17 protein-coding genes are annotated in these 23,294 nt (G+C 71.2%); all 17 read right to left on the minus strand.

Translation table 11 applies throughout. The annotated features are described in order from the left end of the window. The coding region (locus tag ACXJKB_RS01040; RefSeq protein WP_457184645.1) for a hypothetical protein at positions 1-270 on the minus strand (270 nt) is incomplete at its 3' end. Continuing rightward, entirely contained in the window at positions 267-1,316 is a 1,050-nt protein-coding gene (locus ACXJKB_RS01045) for a hypothetical protein (RefSeq protein ID WP_457184646.1), read from the minus strand. The genes ACXJKB_RS01040 and ACXJKB_RS01045, both read right to left, overlap by 4 nt. Beyond that, a complete protein-coding gene (locus tag ACXJKB_RS01050) occupies positions 1,316-1,618 on the minus strand; it encodes a hypothetical protein (RefSeq protein ID WP_457184647.1) in 303 nt (100 codons plus the stop codon). Before ACXJKB_RS01050 ends, ACXJKB_RS01045 begins: the two co-directional genes overlap by 1 nt. A gap of 65 nt (positions 1,619-1,683) precedes the next feature. Then, positions 1,684-2,799 (minus strand): peptide chain release factor 2, encoded by a 1,116-nt coding sequence (gene prfB, locus ACXJKB_RS01055; protein WP_457184648.1) that lies wholly within the window; start codon positions 2,797-2,799, stop codon positions 1,684-1,686. Between the two features lie 121 nt (positions 2,800-2,920). Further along, positions 2,921-3,712 (minus strand): hypothetical protein, encoded by a 792-nt coding sequence (locus tag ACXJKB_RS01060; protein ID WP_457184649.1) that lies wholly within the window; start codon positions 3,710-3,712, stop codon positions 2,921-2,923. Positions 3,713-3,772: 60 nt separating this feature from the next. Next, on the minus strand, positions 3,773-5,539 hold the full coding sequence (gene treZ / locus ACXJKB_RS01065; protein WP_457184650.1) for a malto-oligosyltrehalose trehalohydrolase: 1,767 nt from the start codon (positions 5,537-5,539) through the stop codon (positions 3,773-3,775). Positions 5,540-5,551: 12 nt separating this feature from the next. Then, positions 5,552-7,858: a malto-oligosyltrehalose synthase gene (treY, locus tag ACXJKB_RS01070; protein ID WP_457184651.1), complete on the minus strand. Its 2,307-nt coding sequence runs from the start codon at positions 7,856-7,858 to the stop codon at positions 5,552-5,554. Then, positions 7,855-10,035, minus strand: a complete 2,181-nt coding sequence (gene glgX / locus ACXJKB_RS01075) for a glycogen debranching protein GlgX (protein ID WP_457184652.1) — start codon at positions 10,033-10,035, stop codon at positions 7,855-7,857. Before glgX ends, treY begins: the two co-directional genes overlap by 4 nt. A gap of 88 nt (positions 10,036-10,123) precedes the next feature. Then, entirely contained in the window at positions 10,124-10,534 is a 411-nt protein-coding gene (locus tag ACXJKB_RS01080; RefSeq protein ID WP_457184653.1) for a pilus assembly protein TadG-related protein, read from the minus strand. Between the two features lie 23 nt (positions 10,535-10,557). Next, a complete protein-coding gene (locus tag ACXJKB_RS01085; protein WP_457184654.1) occupies positions 10,558-11,040 on the minus strand; it encodes a hypothetical protein in 483 nt (160 codons plus the stop codon). Then, entirely contained in the window at positions 11,037-11,432 is a 396-nt protein-coding gene (locus ACXJKB_RS01090) for a TadE/TadG family type IV pilus assembly protein (RefSeq protein WP_300046324.1), read from the minus strand. The genes ACXJKB_RS01085 and ACXJKB_RS01090 overlap by 4 nt, the downstream gene beginning before the upstream one ends. A gap of 226 nt (positions 11,433-11,658) precedes the next feature. Continuing rightward, on the minus strand, positions 11,659-12,600 hold the full coding sequence (locus ACXJKB_RS01095; protein ID WP_457184655.1) for a type II secretion system F family protein: 942 nt from the start codon (positions 12,598-12,600) through the stop codon (positions 11,659-11,661). Continuing rightward, a complete protein-coding gene (locus tag ACXJKB_RS01100; protein WP_457184656.1) occupies positions 12,597-13,451 on the minus strand; it encodes a type II secretion system F family protein in 855 nt (284 codons plus the stop codon). Before ACXJKB_RS01100 ends, ACXJKB_RS01095 begins: the two co-directional genes overlap by 4 nt. After that, positions 13,451-14,719, minus strand: coding sequence for a CpaF family protein (locus ACXJKB_RS01105; protein ID WP_457184657.1), 1,269 nt, complete (start codon positions 14,717-14,719; stop codon positions 13,451-13,453). The genes ACXJKB_RS01100 and ACXJKB_RS01105 overlap by 1 nt, the downstream gene beginning before the upstream one ends. A 192-nt stretch (positions 14,720-14,911) precedes the next feature. Beyond that, positions 14,912-21,100 carry a carboxypeptidase regulatory-like domain-containing protein gene (locus ACXJKB_RS01110; RefSeq protein ID WP_457184658.1) on the minus strand — a complete coding sequence of 2,063 codons (6,189 nt, stop codon included), beginning with the start codon at positions 21,098-21,100 and terminating at the stop codon, positions 14,912-14,914. 278 nt (positions 21,101-21,378) lie between these two features. After that, the gene (locus tag ACXJKB_RS01115) at positions 21,379-22,569 is read right to left on the minus strand and encodes an FAD-dependent oxidoreductase (RefSeq protein ID WP_457184659.1); all 1,191 of its coding nucleotides are present in this window, start codon (positions 22,567-22,569) and stop codon (positions 21,379-21,381) included. A gap of 23 nt (positions 22,570-22,592) precedes the next feature. Then, entirely contained in the window at positions 22,593-23,285 is a 693-nt protein-coding gene (locus tag ACXJKB_RS01120; protein ID WP_191196348.1) for a response regulator transcription factor, read from the minus strand. Positions 23,286-23,294 lie beyond the last annotated feature (9 nt).

The following is a 23,294-nucleotide window of genomic DNA, read 5'->3' on the forward strand; positions in this document are numbered from 1 at the left end:
GTCCTCGCGGCCGGTGCGCCGCAACGCGGCGGCCAGCATCGCGTGGGCGGCCGGGCTGAGCAGCGACCCGGGCATGCTCGCCTCGAGCGCCGCGACCGCGTCGGCGTGGCGCCCCTCGCGGATCAGGACGTCGGCATGCTTGCGCACCCGCAGCTCCGGGTCGAACCCGGGGGCGGCGCGCACGGCGTCGCGCAGGGGCTCGAGCGTCTCGGCGCTCGGGTCGGCGAGGTGGGCGTCGACCAGGTCGGCGTACGTCGTCACGGGTGTCATTGCTGTCCTTCCTCGAGGAGCCGCTCGAGCTCTTCCTCGGTCATGTCCTCGAGCTCCTGCTTGCCGGTGCGACGTGCGTCGACCTCGACCGGTTGCTCGAAGTACTCCTCGTAGGTGTCACCGTTGGACGTGGACTTGTAGTCGTCGAAGTTCTCGTCCCACTCCTCGGCCTGCTCCTCGGTGATCCCGTCATCCTGGTGCATGTCGAACGGGTCGTCCTGCCACGGCCAGCGCCACGCGTCCTGGTCGTCGATGGCCTCGAACTGGCGGGCGTGCCGCATCTCGTGGGCGGCGGTGTTGAGGATGAACGGGTCGTCGAGGATGCCCTCGTTGAGCGCGATCTCCGACCCTCCGCCGCGCGCCTGGCCCCAGAGGTCCCACGTCTCGGGCTCCCACGTGATGGTCGGGGTCGGGATGCCGGCCTCGGCCGCCTGCTCCTCGATCATCTCCTCCACCACCGCGCGCCGCTCGTCGTCGGTCATCGAGGCCCACCGCTCGGCGACCTCCGGGTCGGCGACGCCGTAGTCGTCGACGGAGTCCACGTGGCCCGGTGGTACGCCGCCCGCGATGGTCGCGTCGGCGGCGGCCGCCCGGCCGAGGATGGTGGAGACGTCGTCGGCCAGCTCCTGTGCGGTCTGCTGGCGGATGCGGGACCACTCGTCGGCCTCGTAGCGGTTCGGGAAGGTCGGCGGGTCGCTGACGTCGCTGACCGTGCCGTCGGAGCTGATCGAGAAGTCCTTGGCGCGGGCCTCCCCCTCGACCTCGGTGACCAGGCGCTCGACCTCCGCGACGATGGTCTCGGCGTCGTAGAGGGCGCGCTGCATCTGGCGCTTGCCGTCGATGTGGCGGTCGAGCCACTTGACCAGCAGTGTGCGGCGCGCGACGGCGAACGTCACGGCCAGCCCGGTCCACGACTCGGGCACGCCCTGCGTCTCGAGCTGGTCGCGGGCGCCCTCGAGGGCGTCGAGGTCCTTCTTGAGGCTGTCGCCGGCGGTGCCGAGCGGCTCGGACTGCCAGCGCTTTGCGTCGCCGTAGGTGACCGTCATCAGCCACCGCCCAGCAGGCCGCCGAACAGGCCACCCGTGGTCTGGTCGACCGAGCGGTAGTCCTCGCCGGCGGCAGCGAGGTCGGCGCCGAAGTCGTCGGCCGCCGTCACCCACGCGGCGACCTCGTCGTCCCAGCTCGTGCCGAGCTCACGCAGGTGGCCGACCGAGGAGGCACCCGGGATCCCGCCTCCTGCCCAGGTCAGCGCGTCGGCGGACCCGTGTCCCTTGGCGTCGGCCGCCGCGCCCTGCGCGGCGTTGGCGGCGTCCTGCAACGCGGCGAAGCCGACCTGCAGCTGCGACATGTGTCCCCCCGGTGCTCAGCGTGTCAGTGACCCACGTCTACCCCGGGTGGCGGCTGCGAAACACCTCAGGCGTCGACCTTGTCCGCACCCCGGCGCCAGCGGATGCCGGCCTCCATGAAGTCGTCGAGGTCGCCGTCGAAGACGGCGCTGGGGTTGCCGGACTCGTGGCCGGTGCGCAGGTCCTTGACGACCTGGTAGGGGTTGAGGACGTAGTTGCGCATCTGGTCGCCCCAGCTGGCCTGGACATCGCCCTTGAGGTCCTTCTTGAGCGCGGCCTCCTCGGCCTTCTTCCTGGCGAGCAGCTTGGCCTTGAGGACGACCATTGCCGAGGCCTTGTTCTGCAGCTGCGACTTCTCGTTCTGGCAGGACACGACGATGCCGGTCGGGATGTGGGTCAGGCGCACCGCGGAGTCCGTCGTGTTGACCGACTGACCGCCGGGACCGCCGGACCGGAAGACGTCGGTGCGGATCTCGTTCTCGTCGACCTCGATCTCGTCGGTCTGCTCGAGCATCGGCACCACCTCGACGGCAGCGAAGGAGGTCTGGCGGCGGCCCTGGTTGTCGAAGGGGCTGATCCGCACCAGGCGGTGGGTCCCGGCCTCGACCGAGAGCGTGCCGTAGGCGTAGGGCGCGTGGATGGCGAACTCGGCGGACTTGATGCCCGCCTCCTCGGCGTAGGACACCTCATAGACCTCGACGCCGTACTTGTGCTGCTCGGCCCAGCGCGTGTACATCCGCATCAGCATCTCGGCGAAGTCGGCGGCGTCGACGCCACCGGCGCCCGAGCGGATCGTCACGATGGCCTCGCGCTCGTCGTACTCACCTGCGAGCAGCGTGCGGATCTCGAGCGACTCGACGGACTTCTTGATCCGTCCGAGCTCCCGCTCCGAGTCGGCGAGCGTGTCGGCGTCGCCCTCCTCCTGGGCCATCTCGACCATGAGGGCGAGGTCCTCGATGCGGGTCTCGAGGCTGGTGAAGCGGTCCATCTCGCCCTGCAGGGCGGAGAGCCGACCGGTGATGCGGGTCGCGCTCCCGACGTCGTCCCACAGGTCGGGGGCTGCCACCTGCTCGCCCAGGTCCGCGATCTCCCCACGCATGCGGTCGAGGTTGAGGACCTGGCCGACGGTCTTCATGGTCGCCCGGAGCTGCTTGATCTCTACGTCGAAGTCGATGCCTGCCACAAGGAGCAACAGTACGGCGCACGCGGGAAGGGTGTCGAAAGCACCGGTCGGACAAGCAGCAGCGGCGAGCACTCCCGGCCTGTGATTCCGGTCGTGCCCGCCGCTGCGGATCGGGTGCGCGTCAGCGCGTGCAGAGCACCTCGGGCGTCGCGACGGCGGCGACGGCGGCGTCGGTCGGCGTGACCGTGTTGGTGATCAGGTCGACCTTGAGGCGGAAGACGTCCGAGACGTCGAGGACCTCGTCGGCGACGACCGTGCCGATGGCCAGCGGGTGCGCGGCCAGGACCTTGTCGTCGGCGCTGACCGTCACTGAGCCGGTGGCGCCGGTGGTCGAGCTGTCGGTGAGGGCATAGGTCGCCCGAAGGTCGGTGCACTTGCGACCCAGGGTGTACTCGACCGACGACGGCGTGCGGGCGTTGGTGGTCGCCAGGCTCTGGCCGAAGTACTCGGCGCCGATCAGGACGCCGGTGGGCTCGACGTTGACGCGGGGGCCGCTGGGCCGGTAGACCAGCTTCTCCCACTTGTAGACCTCGACGGCCAGGGCCTTGCTGTAGCCCTTCTTGAGGCCCTTCGAGGCCGGCTTGAGGACGCGGTACTCGCGCGGGCCCTGGGTCGAGGGCTTGTCCTTGAGGACGTAGGTGCCGTTCTTCTTGATCTTGGCGTCGCCCGTGGACTTCCACGACTTCTTGTTGCCCACGCGCTGCTGCAGGACGACCTTCTCGCCGGCGGCCTTGGGCGTCACGCGCCCCTTGACCTTGACGGTGTCCTCCTTGGCGACGGCGACCTCGAGGTTGGCCTTGGCGGTGATCTTGTAGGCCTGGGCCTTGGCAGGCGCGGCCTGCGTCGGCGCGGTGAGCGCCAGCGAGCCGGCGGCGAGGGCCACGGTGGCGGCCAGTGCGGTCAAGCGGTTCATGGTTCTATCCCCGTCGTGTGGGCCCGGGAACGGGCCGTTCAACGAGGGAGACGCCGCCGGTCAGGAGAAAGTTGTGATCGGTCCGAGAAGAGTTCCGGCGTGCGCCGGCACCGACAGCACCCCGTCGCGTACGTCGACCCCGGCAGGGGTCTCGAAGAGGACCTCGCGCTCCCCGACCCGGGTCGTCGCGGTCGTGTCGCCGGCGTTGACGACGACGAGCAGGTCGCCGCGGCGCATGGTGAACAGCCGGCCCTCGACGGTGCACGAGACCGAGCCGAATGCCGGGTCGGTCAGCTGCGGCAGCTCGCGGCGCAGCCGGCCGAGTCGCCGGTAGCACTCCAGCACCACCGCATGGCGACCTCCGGACAGCTCGTCCCAGTCCAGCTTCGAGCGGCGGAACGTCTCGGGGTCCTGGGGATCGAGGACCTCGTCGGGGTCCCAGCCCATCCTCTCGAACTCGGCGATGCGGCCGTCCGCCGTCGCCTTCCCGAGCTCGGGCTCGGGGTGGGAGGTGAAGAACGCGAACGGCGTCGAGGCCGCCCACTCCTCCCCCATGAACAGCATCGGGGTGAACGGCCCGGCGAGCGTCAGCAGGGCGGCGCAGGCGAGCTGGTCGTCGTCGAGGTGCTCGGCGAGCCGGTCGCCGCGGGCGCGGTTGCCGATCTGGTCGTGGTTCTGGTTGGCCACCACGAGCCGCCAGGTCGGCATGTGCTCGGTGTCGACGGCCGTGCCGTGGTCGCGCTCGCGGAACGACGAGAACGTCCCGTCGTGGAAGAACCCCTTCTCGCACACCTTGGCCAGCGCCTCGAGCGGCTCGAAGTCGGCGTAGTAGCCGGAGGTCTCGCCGCTCAGCGCGACGTGGACGGCGTGGTGGAAGTCGTCGCTCCACTGCGCGTCGAGGCCGTAGCCGCCGGCCTCCCGCGGGCGTACGAGGAGCGTGTCGTTGAGGTCGGACTCGGCGATCAGGGTGAGCGGGCGCCGCAGGTGGGCCGACAGCGCGGCGGTCTCGACCGCCATCTCCTCGAGGAGGTGGACCTGCGAGGTGTCCTGCAGCGCGTGCACGGCGTCGAGCCGCAGGGCGTCGACGTGGTAGTCCTCGAACCACATCCGGACGTTGTCGAGGATGTAGCGGCGCACCTCCGCCGAGTCCTCGCCGTCGAGGTTGACCAGGTCGCCCCACGTGTTGCGCCCGGCCTTGAGGTAGGGGCCGAACAGCGGGAGGTAGTTGCCCGAGGGGCCGAAGTGGTTGTGCACCACGTCCTGGACCACCCCGAGGCCCCTCGCGTGGCAGGCGTCGACGAAGCGGCGGTAGGCGTCGGGGCCGCCGTACTGCTCGTGGACGGCGAACCAGCCGACGCCGTCGTAGCCCCAGTTGTGGGTGCCGTTGAAGGAGTTGACCGGGAGCAGCTCGACGAGGTCGACGCCGAGGTCGACGAGGTGGTCGAGCCGCTCGACGGCGGAGTCGAGGGTGCCGTCCGGGGTGAAGGTGCCGATGTGCAGCTCGTAGACGACCGACCCCGCCAGCTGGCGGCCGGTCCAGGCGGCGTCGCCCCACTCGTACGTCGTCCGGTCCCGCCGCGAGAGCTCGTGCACGCCGCCGGGCTGCCGGCGCGAGCGCGGGTCGGGACGCGGGTCGGGGTCGTCGTCGACGAGGTAGCCGTAGTCGACCGACTCGTCCGTCGGCACCGGTCCTGCCGGCGCCCACCAACCGTCGGCGTCGCGGGTCATCTCCACGACGCTCTGCCCATCGGGGGCGGCCATGCTCAGCCGCACCCGCCGCGGGCGCGGTGCCCAGACGTCAAAGGGTCCCCGAGAGGGCGTGGTCATGTCAGTCCTTCCTCAGTCCTTCTTGACCAGCAGGGCGACGGGGTGGACGGCGAGCAGGGTCGCGAGCCGGCCGTCGGTGTCGAGGCCGGTGAGCACGTCGTGCCACCGACCCTCGGGCAGGTCGAGGGCGGTGTCGTTCCAGCCGCCGGCCGCGGCCAGCCCCACGGGGAGGCGGGTGGCGACGGCGATCGCGCCACCGCGGTCGAAGGCGACCGCGTGCGCCGCGGCGGACCCGGAGGCGGTGACCGGCGTGTAGCCGGTGAACAGCTCCGGCCGCTCGCGCCGCAGGGTCAGGGCGGTGCAGGTGACGTGCAGCTTGGTCGCGGCGTCGTCCTCGGCGGTGCCGGCGAGCACCGCGGCGCGGTGGTCGAAGTCGACGGGGCGGCGGTTGTCCGGGTCGACCAGCGAGGTCTCCCAGAGCTCGCTGCCCTGGTAGACGTCGGGCACGCCCGGCATCGTGATCGCGAGCAGCTTGGCCACGAGCGAGTTGGCCTGGGCGGGCTCGTCGATGCGCGCGGCGAGGTCGACCAGCACGGCGCGCACGCCGCCTGCGTCGAAGACCGCGTCGACCGCGGCGTGCACCTGCGACTCGTACGCCTCGTCGGGCTCGGTCCACGTCGTCCGGTCGCCGGCCTCCCGCATCGCCTTCTCGGCATAGCCGTGCAGCCGGTCGCGGAGGTCGGGCAGGTGGTCGGGCGTCCAGGCGCCGAGCACGGCCTGCCACAGCAGCGAGCCGAAGCCCTCGTCGGGGACGGGTGCGAGGCGGAGCAGCTCGTCGAGCGCCCGCTCCCAGTGGCCGGGCTCCTCGGCGAGCACGGTGATCCGGGCGCGGACGTCCTCGCCGCGCTTGGTGTCGTGCGTGGAGAGGGTGACCATCGCGTCGGGCCAGTCGCGCTGGCGCGCGGCCATCGCCTCGTGCCAGTCGTCGACGTCGATCGCGAAGATCGACGGGTCGCCGCCGACCTCGTTGAGCGACGTCAGCCGCGACCAGCGGTAGAACGAGCAGTCCTCGACGCCCTTGGCCATGACCATGCCCGAGGTCTGCTGGAGGCGCCGGGCCGGCTGGCTCCACTCGTCGTGCAGCAGGGGCTCGAGGACGTCGTACGTCGCTGAGAGGTCCGGGCGGTGCGTGCGCGCGGCGGCGAAGGCCTGGTCGAGGTGGTCGCGGCCCTCGGGGAGGTAGGAGCGGTAGACGGGGAAGCAGGCCAGCAGCTCGCCGATGGCGTCGGCGACGGCGTCCTCGTCGGCGCTCTCCTCCCGCGAGTCCAGGACCCGCTCGACCTCACGCGTGATGCGGAGGACCTCGGAGTGCAGGATGCCGTCGGCGACGGCGCGCTTGTTGTCGTGGACCATCTGCTCCCAGTCGACCGACGCGCCGCGGAGCCGGTCCTCCAGCGCGGTGAGCGGGGCCTCCCCGGCCGGATCGGTGAGCAGCCGGTCGATGAGCGCGAGCGCGTCGTAGCCGGTGGTGCCGTCGGTCGCCCACTCCCCGGGCAGGTGCTCGCCGGGCTCGAGGATCTTCTCGACGAGCACGTAGGCGCCGCCGGTGAGGGCGGCGAGGTCGTCGAGGTAGCGCTTGGGGTCGCGCAGGCCGTCGGGGTGGTCGACCCGCAGCCCGTCGACGAGGCCCTCGTCGAACCACCGCTTGATCTCGACGTGGGTCTCGGCGAAGACCTCGGGGTCCTCGACGCGCACGGCGGCCAGGGTGTTGACGGCGAAGAAGCGGCGATAGTTGAGGTCCTCGTCGGCCGCGCGCCAGTTGACCAGCTCGTAGTGCTGCTCCTCCAGCGTCGAGGTGTCGGGAGCCAGCGGGAAGCGCTGGTCGTGGTAGCGGACCTCGTCCTTCCCGACCTCGATGGCGCCCTCGTCGTCGTCGCCGATGACCGGGATGACGATGCGGCCGTCGCCGGCCGCCCAGTCGACGTCGAAGGCCGACGCGTGCTCCGACTCGCGGCCGAGCTTGAGCACGTCCCACCACCACGGGTCCTCCGAGGGGGTGGCGACGCCGACGTGGTTGGGCACGATGTCGACCAGCACGCCCATCCCGAGGCGCCTCGCCTCGGCCGACAGCGCGGCCAGGCCCTCCTCGCCGCCCCGCTCGGGGTCGACGTGGTCGAAGGCGACGACGTCGTAGCCGTGGGTGCTGCCGGGCTCGGAGGCCAGGAGCGGCGAGAGGTAGACCCAGTCCACGCCGAGGTCGTGCAGGTAGGGCAGCACCTGCGCGGCGTCGTACAACGTGAAGTCGGGGCTGACCTGCAGGCGATAGGTGCTGTGCGGCGTACGACGCTCGGGCCGGGCGGGCGGGTGTGCGTCGCTCACGTGAGGTCCGTGCCCGAGCGGGCCGCGAGTGATGCCGCCACCGAGTGGTCCGGGCTGGCCTCGGGCTCGGAGTGCTCGCGGAGCACGACGAGGCTGTGCGTGTTGAGGTCGAACGTTTCCCCGGCCTCGTGCGTCGGGCCGGCGTCGGCGTTGCCGCCGGTGTCGATCACCACGTCCCACGCGGCGGCGTACTCCTCCGCCGGCAGGGTCACCGTCGCCGGGCCGTCGGCGTTGAAGTAGAGCAGGAAGTGGTCGTCGGTGATGGTGGCTCCGCGGGCGTCCTTGCCGGCGATGCCGTTGCCATTGAGGTACATGCCGATCGCCTTGCTGCCCTCCCAGTCGCCGTCCTCCATCGGCTCCCCGTCGAGGCCGAGCCAGACGATGTCGTTGAGGCGCTCGCCGTCGCCGGTGCGCACCGTGCTGCCGGTGAAGAACCGCTTGCGGTGGAAGGTCGGGTGGTCGGCGCGCAGCTTGGCGACCGCCGCGGTGAACTCGATGAGCGGCTTGTCGGCGTCGTCCCAGTGCAGCCAGCTGATCTCGCTGTCCTGGGCGTACGTGTTGTTGTTGCCGTCCTGGGTGCGGCTCAGCTCGTCGCCGTGCAGGAGCATCGGCACCCCCTGGCTGAGCAGCAGCGTGGCGATGAAGTTGCGCTGCTCGCGGGCCCGCGCCTCGAGGATCTCGGCGTCGTCGGTCGGGCCCTCGACGCCGTGGTTCCACGAGCGGTTGTGGCTCTCGCCGTCGTTGTTGTCCTCGCCGTTGGCCTCGTTGTGCTTCTCGTTGTAGGAGACGAGGTCGCGCAGCGTGAAGCCGTCGTGGGCGGTGACGAAGTTGATGCTGGCGAAGGGCCGGCGACCGGAGTGCTCGTAGAGGTCGGAGGAGCCGGACAGCCGGGAGGCGAACTCGCCCAGCGACGGCTCGCCGCGCCAGAAGTCGCGCACGGTGTCGCGGTAGGCGCCGTTCCACTCGGTCCACTGCGGCGGGAAGCCGCCGACCTGGTAGCCGCCGGGGCCGATGTCCCACGGCTCGGCGATCAGCTTGACCTGGCTGACGACCGGGTCCTGCTGCACCATCTCGAAGAAGGTGGAGAGCTTGTCGACGTCGTAGAACTCGCGGGCCAGGGTGGCGGCGAGGTCGAAGCGGAAGCCGTCGACGTGCATCTCGGTGACCCAGTAGCGCAGCGAGTCCATGATCAGCTGCACCGAGTGGGGGTGGCGCACGTTGAGGGTGTTGCCGGTGCCGGTGTAGTCCATGTAGTAGCGCTGGTCGTCCTCGACGAGGCGGTAGTAGGCCGCGTTGTCGATGCCCTTGAAGCTCAGCGTCGGGCCGAGGTGGTTGCCCTCGGCGGTGTGGTTGTAGACCACGTCGAGGATGACCTCGATGCCGGCGGCGTGCATCGCCTTGACCATCGCCTTGAACTCCTGGACCTGCTGGCCCTGCTGGCTCGAGGCGTAGTCGGCGTGCGGAGCGAGGAAGGCGAGGGTGTTGTAGCCCCAGTAGTTGCGCAGGCCCTGGTCCAACAGGGTCGAGTCCTGCACGAACTGGTGGACCGGCATCAGCTCGATCGCCGTGACGCCGAGCTTCTTGAGGTGGGCGGTGACCGAGGGGTGCGCCAGCCCGGCGTACGTCCCACGCTGCTCCTCCGGCACGTCGGGGTGCAGCTGGGTGAGGCCCTTGACGTGCGCCTCGTAGATGAAGGACTCGTTGTAGGGGATGGAGAGGCGGCGGTCACCCTCCCAGTCGAAGAACGGGTTGATGACCACGCCGTGCGTCATGTGCGCCGCGGAGTCGTCGTCGTTGCGCGAGTCCTCGTCACCGAAGTTGTAGGCGAACAGCGACTGGTCCCAGTCGATGTCGCCGGCCGTGGCCTTGGCGTAGGGGTCGAGGAGCAGCTTGTTGGGGTTGCAGCGCTGGCCCTGGGTGGGGTCCCACGGGCCGTGGACGCGATAGCCGTAGCGCTGACCGGGCTGCACGGTCGGGATGTAGCAGTGCCAGACGTAGGCGTCGACCTCGGTGACCTCGAGCCGCGTCTCGGTGAAGGAGCCGAGGTTGTCGGGGTCGGGGTCGAACAGGCACAGCTCGACGCGCTCGGCGACCTCGCTGAACAGGGCGAAGTTCGTGCCGGTGCCGTCGAAGGTGGCACCCAGGGGGTAGGCAGTGCCGGGCCAGGTCTCGGTCATGCCTTGAAACTACCGGCGACCCGCCGCGAGTCCCGCCACGGACCATCTGATGGGGTGGGCAGCGTGACGGCCGTTACGCGGACCTCGGTCACGGCACCACCGTCACCGCTGCGGTGCTGCTCGCGCCGACCGTCGGGCTGCTCGGTGAGCCGGGGATGGTGAGCGGCAGGTCGAGCGGCGCGCTCAGCCGGACCGTGACGGAGCGGCCGACCGGGTCGACGCGTACGCCGACGTCGATGCCGGGGTACGTCGAGCCGGCGTCGGCGCGGGCGAGGTAGTCGCGCACCGCGGCCTCGACCGCGGCCTCCTGCTGGGTGAGGCGCTCGCCGTCGAGGCCCTGCTCGTAGATGCCGGCGGACCCGAGGTCGGCGCCGTAGAGCGCCGCACCGTCGGCGAGGTTGTCGAGGCCCTGCCGCTGGAGGTAGGCGGCCGACGCGTCGATCACGACCACGATGGCCATCAGCAGGATGCTCGCGAACCCGATGATCAGCAGCGTCACCTGTCCCTCCTCGTCGCGGCACCTCATCGCTCGTCGTCCTGGCCGTCGTCGGACCCGCTCTCGACGTACTGCCCGATCGGGACCGTGTGGGTCGCGTCGAGCGAGAAGACCGCGGCGCCCTTGCCGAGGATCGCCGGGAAGAACGGCAGCTCCACCCCGGAGTCGACGCGGACGGTGATGACCGACGTGCCGACGTGGCAGTTGCCTGCGGGGGCGTCGCACGTGACGGTCACCCGGGCGCGCTGGCCGGGGGTGCCCTGGTCGGCCAGCACCTGGCGTACGACGGCGTCGACGCGGGCCGCTCCCGTGGCGTCGTCCGGCGCCAGGGCGTAGGCCCGCCCGGCAGCGCGGGCGGCGGCGCTGGTGGCGAACGCCCCCTGCTGCACCTCGAAGACCGAGATGACGATCCAGACGAGCGGGACCAGCAGGATGATCGCGAGCCAGGTGAGCTCGACGAGGGCGGAGCCCTGCTCGTCTCGCCGCGCGTTCAGTCGCGTCCGGGTCACGGTGGTGCCACCTCGGCGATGGCGTGTCCCGAGACGCGGACGGGCACGCCTGCCCCTCCGAAGCCGAGCAGGCCCACGTCGGCGGTCACGACGGCCTCGTAGCCCGGAGCTCCCCCGACGAGGGCCGGGCGGACGGTCACCGTGCGGACGAAGTCCGCGGACAGGGCACCGCTGACCAGCTCCTGCACCTTGGCCCGGCCGGCGGGGGCCGACGAGCCGGCGACCGCTGCGTGGCGGGCGCCCTCCGCTGCGGCGGAGGCGAGGGTGTTGCGCACGTGGAGCACCAGCGCGAGCTGCAGGATGCCGATGACCAGCGGGAGGAGGACGAGCAGGACGAGGACGAAGTCGACGACCGCAGCCCCGCGCTCGCTGGTGCGGGCGCGGCGAGGCACCGGGCCCCTAGCCGCTGACCATCGCGAAGGCCCGAGCCAGCAGGGCGCGCAGCTCGTCGCTGACGAACGGCGTCAGCGCGGCGACGACGATGGCGGTCATCAGCGTGACCATCACCCAGCCGGGCACATCGCCACGGTCGTCACGAGCGTCAGGAGGTCGTGTCGTGAGGTGGAGGAGGAGTCCCGAGACGGACGGATGCATGGCGTGTCCTTTCGTTGGAAGGCGTCATGGCGTGGTGAGCCGCAGGCCCAGCACCCCGGGGTAGAAGGCGAACAGGATCGTCACCGGCAGCACGAAGAACACGACGGGCGCCATCATCGCGATCTCCTTGCGGGCGGCGGTCTCGATGAGCAGGCGCCGACCTGCTTCTCGTACGTCGGCGGCCTGGGCGTGGAGGACGTCGGCCAGCGGGGTGCCGCGCTCCATCGCCACGGTGATGCCGGTGGCGAACCGGGCCACGATCGGCAGCCCGGTGGAGCGGGCGAGCGACTCGAAGGCGGCCCCGACGGGCTCGCCCGTGCGGATCCGGGCGAGCACCTGCGCGAGGTCGTCGGAGAGCGCGCCGTGGCTGCGGCGTACGACGCGGTCGAGCGCCGACACCGGGCTCTCACCGGCGGCGACCGACAGGGCCAGCAGCTCGGCGACCGTCGGGAACTCGACGAGGACCTGTCGCTCGCGGTTCTTGACCTGGGTGCTGAGCCGGTTGTCGCGGAGGAAGACGCCGCACACGAAGCCGAGCACGCAGAAGACCGCGCCGGTGCCGACGCTCCCGACGCCACCGAGCGCCCGCAGCAGGACGACGGCGGCCGCGGCCGCGAAGCCCACCAGCCCCCAGACGACCTGCTCGATCCGGAAGTCCTGGACGGTGCGGTCGAGGCCGGCGCGCTGGAGCCGACGGCGTACGGACGCKGTGCCGCCGAGCACCCGCTCGACCAGGTCGGCGGCCCGGCGCAGCGGCGGGCCGAAGATCCCCGCGACGGCCGAGGTGGGCGCGGGCGTCAGCGGTCGCAGCAGCCCGCCCTCGTCGAGGCGGGGCACGTCGCGGAGGTAGGGCAGCACGCGGACCGACAGCTGCGGCCGGCGCAGCACCGCGATCCGCAGGCCGAGGAGGAGCAGGCCCGCGCCGGCGACGGCACCGAGGAGCGCACCCCACACCGTGGTGCTCACGACAGGATCCGCTTCTCGGTCGGCAGCCGGCCGATGCGCATCATCGCCCAGTAGGCGAGCACGCAGACGCCGAACCCGATGCCCAGCACGAGGACGCCACCCGGCGAGGCGTACTGCCGGATCGCCGTGGTCTGGAACGACATCAGCAGCAGGACGATCCACGGCGCGGCGACGGCCAGCCGAGCGCCGTTGACGGTCCAGGCCTGCCGTGACTCGAGCTCGGACCGCGTGCGCGCGTCGTCGCGGAGGAAACCGGAGAGGTTGCGCAGCAGGCGGCCGAGATCGCCGCCGCCGACCTCGCGCGCCAGCCGCAGCCCCTCGATCACGCGGTCGCCGACGGGGTCGGCGAGCCGGTCCTTGAGCCGGTCGAGGCACTCGCCGAACCGGCCGGTGACCTGGTAGTCGAGGGCGAACTGGGCGAAGTCGGCGCGCAGGGCCTCGGGCCCGTTGGTGCCGAGCGCGGCGACGGCGTCGGGGAGGGAGAGCCCGGCGCGCACGGCGCTCGCGAGGTTGTCGACCGCCTCGGGCCACACCTCGGCGAAGTCACGCAGCCGGCGGGCCGCCCGCTGGCGCAGCACGGCGATCGGGAGGTAGGCGGCCATGGCGGCGAACACGACCGCCACCGGAACGGTCCTCGACACCGCCTGCACGAGCGCAAAGGCCACGGCGAACAGGACGAGGCACAACGTCAGCACGCTCGCCGGCGTGACGTCCGCAAGGCCGGCGCGGCCGAGGAGGCGACCCAGCGCCGTCGAGGTCGGTGTCGTAGACCGCGGCTTGCGCGGCAGGGCGAAGGCGGACCAGATCAGCAGCAGGCCGATGCCCACCCCCAGCCCGACGAGCGCACCCATCAGCGAGCGACCTCCTCGGAGGCGAGCAGCTGGTGGACGTCGATGCCGACCCGCTCGTAGCGCTCGACGCGCGCGGGCACTCCCCCGCTGCGCCGAAGCTCGGCTCCGTGCCGGACGAAGATCGGCTCAACCTCGATGACGTCGGCCTCCACCCGCCCCGGAACGGAGACGATCTCGTTGACGCGGCGTACGCCGTCGGCGCCGAGGCCGAGGTGCACCACGAGGTCGACGCTGGTGGCGACCGTGGGCACCACGAAGCGCGCCGAGATGTTGTCACCGGCCAGCAGCGGCAGGGTGCACATCTTGACCAACGCCTCGCGGGCGCTGTTGGCGTGGAGGGTGGCCATGCCCGGCAGGCCGGAGTTGAGGGCGAGCAGGAGGTCGAGGCACTCGGCCGCGCGGACCTCGCCGACCAGGATCCGGCTCGGTCGCATCCGGAGCGCCTCCTTCACGAGGTCGCGCAGCACGATCTCGCCGGTCTGCTCGAGCCCGGCCTGCCGGGTCTGCATCGCGACCCAGTCGGGGTGGGAGAAGCGCAGCTCGAAGACCTCCTCCGCGCTCACCACGCGCTCACCACCGGGCACCGCGGCCGCGAGGCAGTTGAGCATCGTCGTCTTGCCGGCCTGGGTGCCGCCCGCGACGAGGATGTTGAGGCCGGCGCGCACCGATGCCTCGAGGAAGCGCGCCGCCTCGGGCGTCAGGCTGCCCAGCGACACCAGGTCGGACAGTCGGTGGGCGCGGAGCAGGAACTTGCGGATGTTGACCGCGGTGAAGCCGCGGGTGATGCCTTCGAGCACGACGTGGAGGCGGTGCCCCTCGGGCAGCATCGCGTCGACGAACGGGGTTGAGATGTCGATCCGGCGTCCGCTCGACTTCAGCATCCGCTCGACGAGCTCGTTGACCTGCGCCGCGTCGAGCCGGAGGTTGGTCAGCTCGTGGCGCCCGCGGCGAGCGATGAAGACCCGGCTGGGGTCGTTGATCCAGACCTCCTCGACCTCCGGGTCGTCGAGGAAGGGCTGCAGCGGCCCGAAGCCCGACACGCGGGCGACGAGCTCACCCACCATCGCGCTGTCGTCGGCGACGGGCGCGACCGCTCCGGTGAGGCTGAGGTCGTCGTGGTCGCGGACGACGTCCTCGGCGATGCGGCGTACGACGAGGGCCTCGCGCTGCGGGTCGACGCCCTCGCGTCGCACGCGCTCGCGCACCTGCAGGTCGAGGCGCTCGACGAGGTCGTCGGCGTGCGGTCGCGTGACGCGATCAACGGCCATCGTGCGGCACCTGCTTCCCCGAGAACGTGCACCGTCACGCTACCCAGCGCGAGCCGTGCAGAAACAGGGGCAAGGCAAAGGTTGTGGAGAACCTCGTCGGACGCGGCCGAGGCCGACCGTCGCGGTCGACCTCGACGAGTATGAGTCGGTGGCGTGGCCACCGAACGCCGACGACGGCGTCCTCCATGTGACCTACCCCTTCACCGACAGTGTCTTCTTGCTCGTCTCGCTCGTCTTGGCATAGCCGGCGAGCGTCGCACTGACGGTCACCGTGATGCGCTTGCCCTTGGCAGCAGCAGGGATCACCAGGGTCTTCTTCGTGGCGCCCTTGAGCTTCTTCCCGTCCGCCTTCCACTGGTACGTCAGCGTGACTCCCGCCGGCTGCCAGGCCCCGGGTACCGCCTTCAGCTTCTGGCCGACCTTGGGCGTGCCCTTGATCTTCGGCGTGGAGCCGTCGATCTCGCCGAGCACGACGGCCGCGGTCTGGGCGCTCGTGACCGTGGCGGACGTGAAGCCGGGCTGGGACCCGGTGACACGCACCGAGAACCTCTTGCCCACAGCGCCGGGCGCCACGTAGATCACCGAGGTGGTGGCACCTGGGAGGACGGTTCCGTTGACCAGCCACTGGTAGGTGAACTGGGCTCCCGCGGGAGCCCAGACGCCCGGGACAGCCGTGAGCTTCTCCCCCACCTGCGCGATGCCGCTCACCTGCGGCACCGGTGTCGAGCTGAAGGTCGAGACGGCCGTCGCCACGGTCTGCGTGGGTGCACTCGTGGCCGACGACGGGTCGAACCCCTTCTTCGTGCCGGTCACCCTGACGGAGACTGTCGCACCCGCGTCGCCGGCACCCAGGACGTACGTCACCCCTGTGGCGCCGGAGATGGCAGACCCGTTGCGCAGCCACTGGTAGGTCAGGTCCACGGCGCCGGGCCCCCACGCGCCCGGGGCCGCGGTCAGGGTCTCGCCCACCTTCGCCGTACCGGACACCGACGGAGTGCCCGCCGACAACGTGCCCGGCGCGACCGCCGCCGTCTCCCCCGAGACGACCGTCTCGGCGGCATAACCGGTCTTCGTACCCGTCACCGCGACGGAGATCTTCTTCCCGACCATGCCGGCCGTCACCGCGAGGGACGATGACGTCGCGCCGCCGATCGCCGCTCCGTCCGCCCGCCACTGGTAGGCAAGGTCGACCGGAGAGGGACCCCACGTGCCCGGGGCCGCGGTCAGCGTCTCGCCCACCTTCGCCGTTCCCGACACCGTCGGCGTGCCGGGGGTCAGGGCAGGCAGCGCACTCGGCGCGACCGCAGCAGTCTCACCCGAGACCACCGTCTCTGCGGCATACCCGGTCTTCGTACCCGTCACCGCGACCGACAGCTTCTTGTCGACCATGCCGGCCGTCACCGCGAGGGACGATGACGTCGCGCCGCCGATCGCCGCTCCGTCCGCCCGCCACTGGTAGGCCAAGTCGACCGGAGAAGGCCCCCACGTGCCCGGGGCCGCGGTCAGGGTCTCCCCCACCTTCGCCGTACCGGACACCGACGGAGTGCCCGCCGACAACGTGCCCGGCGCGACCGCGGCCGTCTCCCCCGAGACGACCGTCGCTGCGGCATACCCGGTCTTCGTACCCGTCACCGCGACGGAGATCTTCTTCCCGACCATGCCGGCCGTCACCGCGAGGGACGATGACGTCGCGCCGCCGATCGCCGCTCCGTCCGCCCGCCACTGGTAGGCCAGGTTCACCGGGTCCGGACCCCACGTGCCCGGGGCCGCGGTCAGGGTCTCCCCCACCTTCGGCGTTCCGCTCACAGAAGGCGTGCCGGTGGAGAGCGCTCCAAGAGTGACTGCAGCCGTCGGACTCGAGACCACCGTGGCTGCGGCATAGCCGGTCTTCGTGCCCGTCACGGCGACCGAGATCACCTTCCCGACCGCATCGGCCGGTACGGCGAACGACGCCGTGGTCGCACCCGCGACCGGTGTCCCGTCCGCACGCCACTGGTAGGCCAGGTTCACCGGGACCGGGCCCCACGTGCCGGGGGTCGCGGTGAGCGTTTCACCCACCTTCGGCGTTCCCGACACCGTCGGGGTGCCGGTCGAGAGCACACCCGCCCCCACGACGGTGCCCGCGCTGGTTGCCGCCGCAGTCGCGTAGCCGGTCCTGGTGCCGGTGATGGACACCGTCAAGGTCTTGCCCAGGTCGCCTGGGTCGGGCAGGTAGGTCGAGTCGGTGGCGCCCGAGACCGGCACGCCGTCGATCCGCCACTGGTAGGAGAACTCTTCCGGCACCGGTGACCAGGTTCCCGTGGAGGCCGTGACGGGCTGGCCCACCCGCACTGGCGCGGACAGGGTCGGCGTAGCGGTCGTGAGGGTGCCCGCCGCGACGTCTGCGGTGGGGTCACTCGTGCGGGTGCTGCTGGCATAGCCGTCCGTGGCTCCGGTCACCGAGACCGTGATCGCCTTGCCGACCTGGTTGGGGCCCGGCACGAAGGTGACACCGCTGGCACCGGCAACCGCAAGCCCGTCAGCCTTCCACACGTAGCTGAGTGTGACGCCGGACGGCTGCCATTCGCCGGGGACCGCAGTGAGCGTGCTGCCGAGTGCCGGGGTGCCGGTGATGGTCGGCTTCGGTCCCGTCACGGCGGGGCCGTCCGGGATGTCGATGCCAGCGCTGGTGTGGGACACCGACTGGTAGCCGGGCTTGCTACCGGTCAGCTTGACCGTGATGGTCGTGCCGACGTGGTCGCGGGTCACCGAGAACGTGGGGCCGGTGGCTCCTGGCACGTCGATGCCGTCGACCGCCCACTGGTACGCCAGGTCGACCGGGTCAGGCGCCCAGCTGCCCGGCTCCGCGGTGAGGGTGGCACCGACTGCGTTGCCGCCCGAGATGACGGGAGTCGGGCCGCTGATCGGGACGACCGGGTCCACCGACGACGAGCACTGTCCCCCGGAGCCGAACCTGAAGGAGTCGATGAAGACCGCCGAGTCGTACGCGCTGTCCCCGATGTCCTGGACCGACAGCACGACGGGGGTCGATTGGCCGACTGCGACCGGGACCGAAGCGACGAGGAGCGGGGTCGCTCCGTCCAACACGGTGCCCGGCTTCGAGGCCAGGCCGATGACGGTGTTGATCGACACCATGTTGCCCGCGCTGTCCACCGCCACGTTGTTCGGCGCGGAGATGGCGCCGTTCACCTTCGTCACGCTGTACGACGGCGTCTCCACGGTGAAGACATCGTTGAAGGAGGACCCGACATACTCGGGGAACTCCTCGGAGGCGAAGACGAAGTCGAAGAGCAGGCAGGTCGACCCCGCAGGAGGCGTCACCTGCAGCACCAGCTGCGTCAGGTCGTTACCGTCCGCTCCGGCCGAGCCTTCCAGGTTGGTGCTGATGAACGTCCCCGGGTCGCCCACCGCGGCTGCTTCGTTCGCGTCGCCGCTGGAGATCACCACGTGATCGGCGCCGCTGCGCGGGAACCCGAGCACCGGAGTGGAGGAGATCGCCACACCAGAGGGATCAGCATTGACCTGGCTGACCGTGACCGTGCCGGCGGGAGCGCTCAGGGCAGGTGGGATGTCACTCGCCTTCCACGACGGAATCGTGAGCGGGTTGCTGGTCTGCGGGATCTGCGGGAAGCCGGCCTTCACGCCGTACACCGTCACGGTCACCTTCTGTCCCTTGGCCGACGCGGGCACCGTGAACGTCGACGTCGTTGCGCCCGCGACGTCAGCACCGCCGACGGCCCACTGGTAGTGGAACGACGTGGGGGCCGGGGACCACGTGCCGGGCACGGCGGTCAGCACCGCTCCCACCTCGGCCAGGCCAGTGATGGTGGGGGTCGAGATCTCCTCCCAGTCAGAACCGGGAACGGAGAGATAGGCATCGATCCCGGTGAGGTGTGAGCCGGGCTGGATGCCGACCTGGCTCGCGCCGAGCGCCGTCTGTGAGCCGTAGTACCACTGCGTCGCGTACGTCGCCGCGCTGAACTTCACCAGGTAGTTGCCGGCGGGCAGGTCCACGAAGGAGTACGACCCGTTCGGTGCCGTGGTGGTCGTCGCGACGGGCGTGACGGTGTCACCCGGCGAGTAGACGCTCACCGTGGCCTCGTTCACCGGGTTGTCGGGGGCGCCGTGGTTGACCGTTCCAGCCAGCGAGGTCGAGGTATCGCTCAGGTAGGCGTCCACCCACGTGAGGTGTGTTCCGGCCGTCACCTCGAGCTCGCTGCTGTTCTCGGCGGTCGAGCTACCGCCGTACCAGACGGAGCCGTAGTCGGAGGCGGCCGGCGGGACGAACTGGACCTTGTAGGAGCCGGCGGCCAGACCGGCGAACTGGTAGCTGCCGTTGCCACCGGTCGTGGTCGTGGCCGTCGGAGGCCCACCCGTGGCTGCCGCGGGGAACACCTTCACAGTCACGCCCGAGAGCGTGGTCTGCTCGCCTGAGGGATAGGCGGTCGCGTAGACAGTGCCGCCCAGCGAGGTGCTCGCGTCGTCAAGGGCGAGGTCCACCTGGAGATGGTCGCCCGCGGCCAGCACGAACTGCGTTGCCTCAGCCGCGGACGTCGCGTAGTAGGCCCATCGCGTCACGTAGCCGGGGGCACTGGCGCGGATGAGGTAGGTCCCGGCGTCGATACCGGCGAAGGCGTAGCTTCCGCCCGCGCCGGCGGCGACAGTTGCAAGCGGAACGCTGGTGTTGGCCTGCGTGAACAGGGCGACCTGGGCACCCGGCAGCGCGACACCCTCGGACGCATCGAACGGCCACCCGGTGATCGTGCCGCTGATACCGATGCTCGCGTCGGCCAGCCAGACACTGATCCCGGTGTAGTGGACGCCGGGCGAGACCGCGATCGGCGTGGCCTGGCCTGCTGTGGTGCCGTAGTAGTACCACTGGCGCTGCCAGCCGTCCTTGGTGAACCTGATCTTGTACTCGCCGGCGGCGACACCGTCGAAGGCGTAGGAGCCGTCGGCTGTGGTGGTGTCGGTGGCGATCGGGGTGTCGGTGTTGTCGACGGTGAACAGCTCCACCGTGGCGCCGACGAGCTCGGTCTGCTGGTAGTCGGGCCATGGTGTGCCGAACACCTGCCCCTCGATGCTGGTGGTGGCATCGGGCAGGTGCCAGCTGACCTGCGTGTAGTGATCTCCGGGCGTGACGGCCATCGCCGTGGCGTCCGCGCGCAGGGGCGTGCCGGAGTACCACATCGTCTGGAACTGGTCCTTGGACGCGCGCAGCTCATAGGTCCCGGGAGCCACGTTGGGGAACGTGTAGTCGCCCTGGGCGTCGGTGACCGTGGTCGCCGTCGGGGTCGCCCCCGACCCCTGGGTGAACAACGCAACCGAGGCCCCCGCCTGCGGGCTGGACTGGTTGGCGCCGTACGGCGTGCCGTTGATCTGTCCGGAGATCTCAGTCGTGGCGTCGGCGAGGTTCCAGCTGATGCCGGTGTAGTGGTCGCCCTCGTTGATCGGGAGCACCGTTGCGTCCGTGGGGTTGAAGTAGCCGGAGTACCACGTCGTCTTGAAGCCGGCCTTGGATGCTCGCACCTTGTAGCTGCCCGCCGCGAGGGCCGGGAAGGAGTACTCGCCGGCCACGCTCGTCGTGGTGGCGATGGGGCTGGCGTACTCGCCCTCGACGAAGAGGTCAACGGTCGCGGCGTCCACCGGCGTCGCTTGGTTGGCGCCGTACGCCGTGCCGGTGATGGACCCGGAGATCTCGGTCGTCGCGTCGCCCAGGTTCCAGGAGATGCCGGTGTAGTGGTCGCCGGGGTTGATCGGCAGTGTGGTGGCGTCGGTGGGGTTGAAGTARCCGGAGTACCACGTCGTCTTGAACTGCACCTTCGAGGCGCGCACCTTGTAGGAGCCCGGCGCGACGCCGGGGAAGGCGTACGCGCCCAGCGCRTCGGTGGTGTCAGTRGCGATGGGCGCGGCGTAGTCCCCTTCGAYGTACAGACCGACCGTTGCGCCCGGCAGCGGATCCGCCGTGCCCGCGCCGAACGGAGTGCCGGTGATCGTCCCCGAGAYCTCCGTGGTCGCGTCGGCGAGGTTCCAGGAGATGCCSGTGWRGTGRKCACCCKCGTYGASGGTCAGMAKTGTCGCGTCYTGRGGGTTGAAGTAACCGGAGTACCACGTCGTCTTCAACTCCGCCTTGACCGCACGGAGCTTGAAGGACCCCGGCTCCAGGTCCGCGAACGCGTAGGCGCCCTCCGCATCCGTCGTGTCGGTCGCGATCGGCGCTGCGTAGCTCCCCTCCAGGAAGAGCCCGACCGTGACGCCCTGCTGTGGATCCGCGGTGCCGGCGCCGTACGGCGTGCCGGTGATCGTGCCGGAGATCGAGATGTCCGCCGCATGAGCGGCGCCGGGAAGCAGCGCCACCGGACTCAGACCCAGTGCGACCACGAGGAGGAGGCGGAGAAGGCGGGGCCAAGCCAGCGAAGCGCACATCAGGAGACCTCCACATGGACGGTCCGAGACTTGGTCGCACCGTAGGAGCGCCGACGTCGGCCCAACTCTGAAACGAACCCGTGCTACCGCATGATGGGTACTGCGCGTGCGCCTCCGCTCGAGACAGCCCACCCCTTCGGATGAGGGCGAGGTCCGAACCCGCGTGCAGAGCGAGTTCACGGGCCTTGTTGCTCACCTGCACCCGCTCGCCGAGTCGTTCCGCCGACGGGATGCTAGACGCGGCCGCGCAGGATCCGTCGCCAGTAGACCTGCGGCAGCACGTAGCGGTCCACCCACCACGTCACCGCCCGCGGCTTCGTCAGGTCCGGGAACGGCACCGTCGGCTGCGGCCGGCCGTCGCGGTCGACCTCGACGAGCATCAGGCGGTGGCGGGCGGTGGTGATCGGCATGACGGTGTAGCCGTCGTAGTGCGCGAGCGGACGGCCGAGGCGGGCGGCGAGGAGGTTGAGCGCCAGGACCGCGACCTGCTTGCGCAGGGCCCCTCCGGACGGCCGGGTCCGCAGGTCGGCGACGTCGCCGAGGGACCACACGTCAGGGAAGCGGCGGTGGCGCATCGTCAGCGGGTCGACGTCGACCAGTCCGGCCGGGCGCTCGCCCGCCAGCCCGGCGTCGACCACCCACCGGGGCGCGCGGTAGTGCGGCACGACGTGCGCGAGGGCGACGTCGGCGACCACCTCCTCCCCCGCCGGCGTGGCCAGCGTGACGCTGCGGCCCTCGAGCCGGGAGACGGTCGACTCGCGGTGCACGCGGACGTCGTACGACGCCAGCGCCTCCTCCAGCAGCGCGTCCGGGCCGTCGAGACCGAGCGGCGAGGCGCCGGGGAGCACCAGGTGCACGTCGATGTCGTCCAGCACACCGGCGCGGCGCCAGTGGTCGCAGGCCATGAAGAGGGGCTTGAGCGCGGTCGCGCCGCAGGGCGCCGGCTCGGGCGGCAGGGTGAAGACCACCCGCCCGGACTGCAGCCCGCCCAGCGCTGGCCACACCCGCGCGGCGGTGTCGTCGTCGAAGGTCGACGCGGCCCACCCGGCGTCGTACGCCTCGCGCAGGCCGGGGGTGGCGTCCCAGTCCTCGTCGAGGCCGGGGCACACGACCAACGTCCGGCAGGTGAAGCGGCGCCCGGACCGGGTGTCGACGGACATCGCGGAGGGGTCGACCGAGACGACCTCGTCACGCAGCGTCGTGCAGCCGTCCGGCACCACACGATCGGCCGGGCGCGAGAGGGACGACATCGTGGCCTCGCCGCCGCCGACGTAGCTCAGCAGCGGGCGGTAGCGGTGCACCGGTCGCGACTCGATCACGGCGACGTCGGGCGCGCCGTCGCGCAGCAGCCGGGCCGCGAGGGAGGTGCCGGCGTTGCCGCCACCGACGATCAGGACGTCGTGGTGCTGCGGGGTGTCGGGCACCCGTCCAAACTAGCCGTCGGGCCTCAGGTGCCGGTCTCGAGCCGGAAGCCGACGCCGCGGATCGCGACGACCTTCTCGCCGGCCGCGGCGGCCTCGAGCTTGCTGCGGAGGCGGCCGATGGTGACGTCGAGGGTCTTGGTCGAGCCGTACCAGTTCTGGTCCCAGACCTCGTTCATCAGCGTCTCGCGCGGCACGACCTTGTCGTGACTGTTGGCGAGGACGGCCAGGACGTCGAACTCCTTGGCGGTCAGCGCGATCTCGCGGTCGCCGAGGTGCACCCGGCGCGAGGCGGCGTCGATCTTGAGGCCCGAGGAGGTGGTGACCGTGGTGTCGTCCGGAGCCGGCGTGCTGCCGCTGCGGCGCAGGAGGGCGCGCACGCGGGCGAGGAGCTCGGCGAGGCCGAACGGCTTCGCGAGGTAGTCGTCGGCGCCGACGTCGAGGCCGACGACCCGGTCGAGCTCGCCGGCGCGGGCGGTCACCATGATGATGCCGCCGAGGTAGCCGCCCGAGCGCATCTGGCGGCACACGTCGATGCCGTCCATGTCGGGCAGGCCGAGGTCGAGGATCACGACCGCCGGACCCTCTCCCACGGCGAAGGCGACGGCGTCGGCGCCCACGGACACGCGGTTGACCTCGTAGCCCTCACGCTCGAGGGTGCGCATGAGGGGGACGGCGATGTCTTCCTCGTCCTCAACCACCAGCACGTCGTGAGCCATGGCGAGAGC

It is taken from the genome of Nocardioides sp. P5_E3 (genome assembly GCF_054049275.1).

Excerpts from the sequence above, each read along its gene's own strand:
- glgX (WP_457184652.1), bottom strand. The coding sequence starts at position 10,035 with ATGACCGAGACCTGGCCCGGCACTGCCTACCCCCTGGGTGCCACCTTC.
- treZ (WP_457184650.1), bottom strand. The coding sequence starts at position 5,539 with ATGACCACGCCCTCTCGGGGACCCTTTGACGTCTGGGCACCGCGCCCG.
- ACXJKB_RS01100 (WP_457184656.1), bottom strand. The coding sequence starts at position 13,451 with ATGGGTGCGCTCGTCGGGCTGGGGGTGGGCATCGGCCTGCTGCTGATC.
- ACXJKB_RS01045 (WP_457184646.1), bottom strand. The coding sequence starts at position 1,316 with ATGACGGTCACCTACGGCGACGCAAAGCGCTGGCAGTCCGAGCCGCTC.
- ACXJKB_RS01060 (WP_457184649.1), bottom strand. The coding sequence starts at position 3,712 with ATGAACCGCTTGACCGCACTGGCCGCCACCGTGGCCCTCGCCGCCGGC.
- ACXJKB_RS01105 (WP_457184657.1), bottom strand. The coding sequence starts at position 14,719 with ATGGCCGTTGATCGCGTCACGCGACCGCACGCCGACGACCTCGTCGAG.
- ACXJKB_RS01050 (WP_457184647.1), bottom strand. The coding sequence starts at position 1,618 with ATGTCGCAGCTGCAGGTCGGCTTCGCCGCGTTGCAGGACGCCGCCAAC.
- ACXJKB_RS01120 (WP_191196348.1), bottom strand. The coding sequence starts at position 23,285 with ATGGCTCACGACGTGCTGGTGGTTGAGGACGAGGAAGACATCGCCGTC.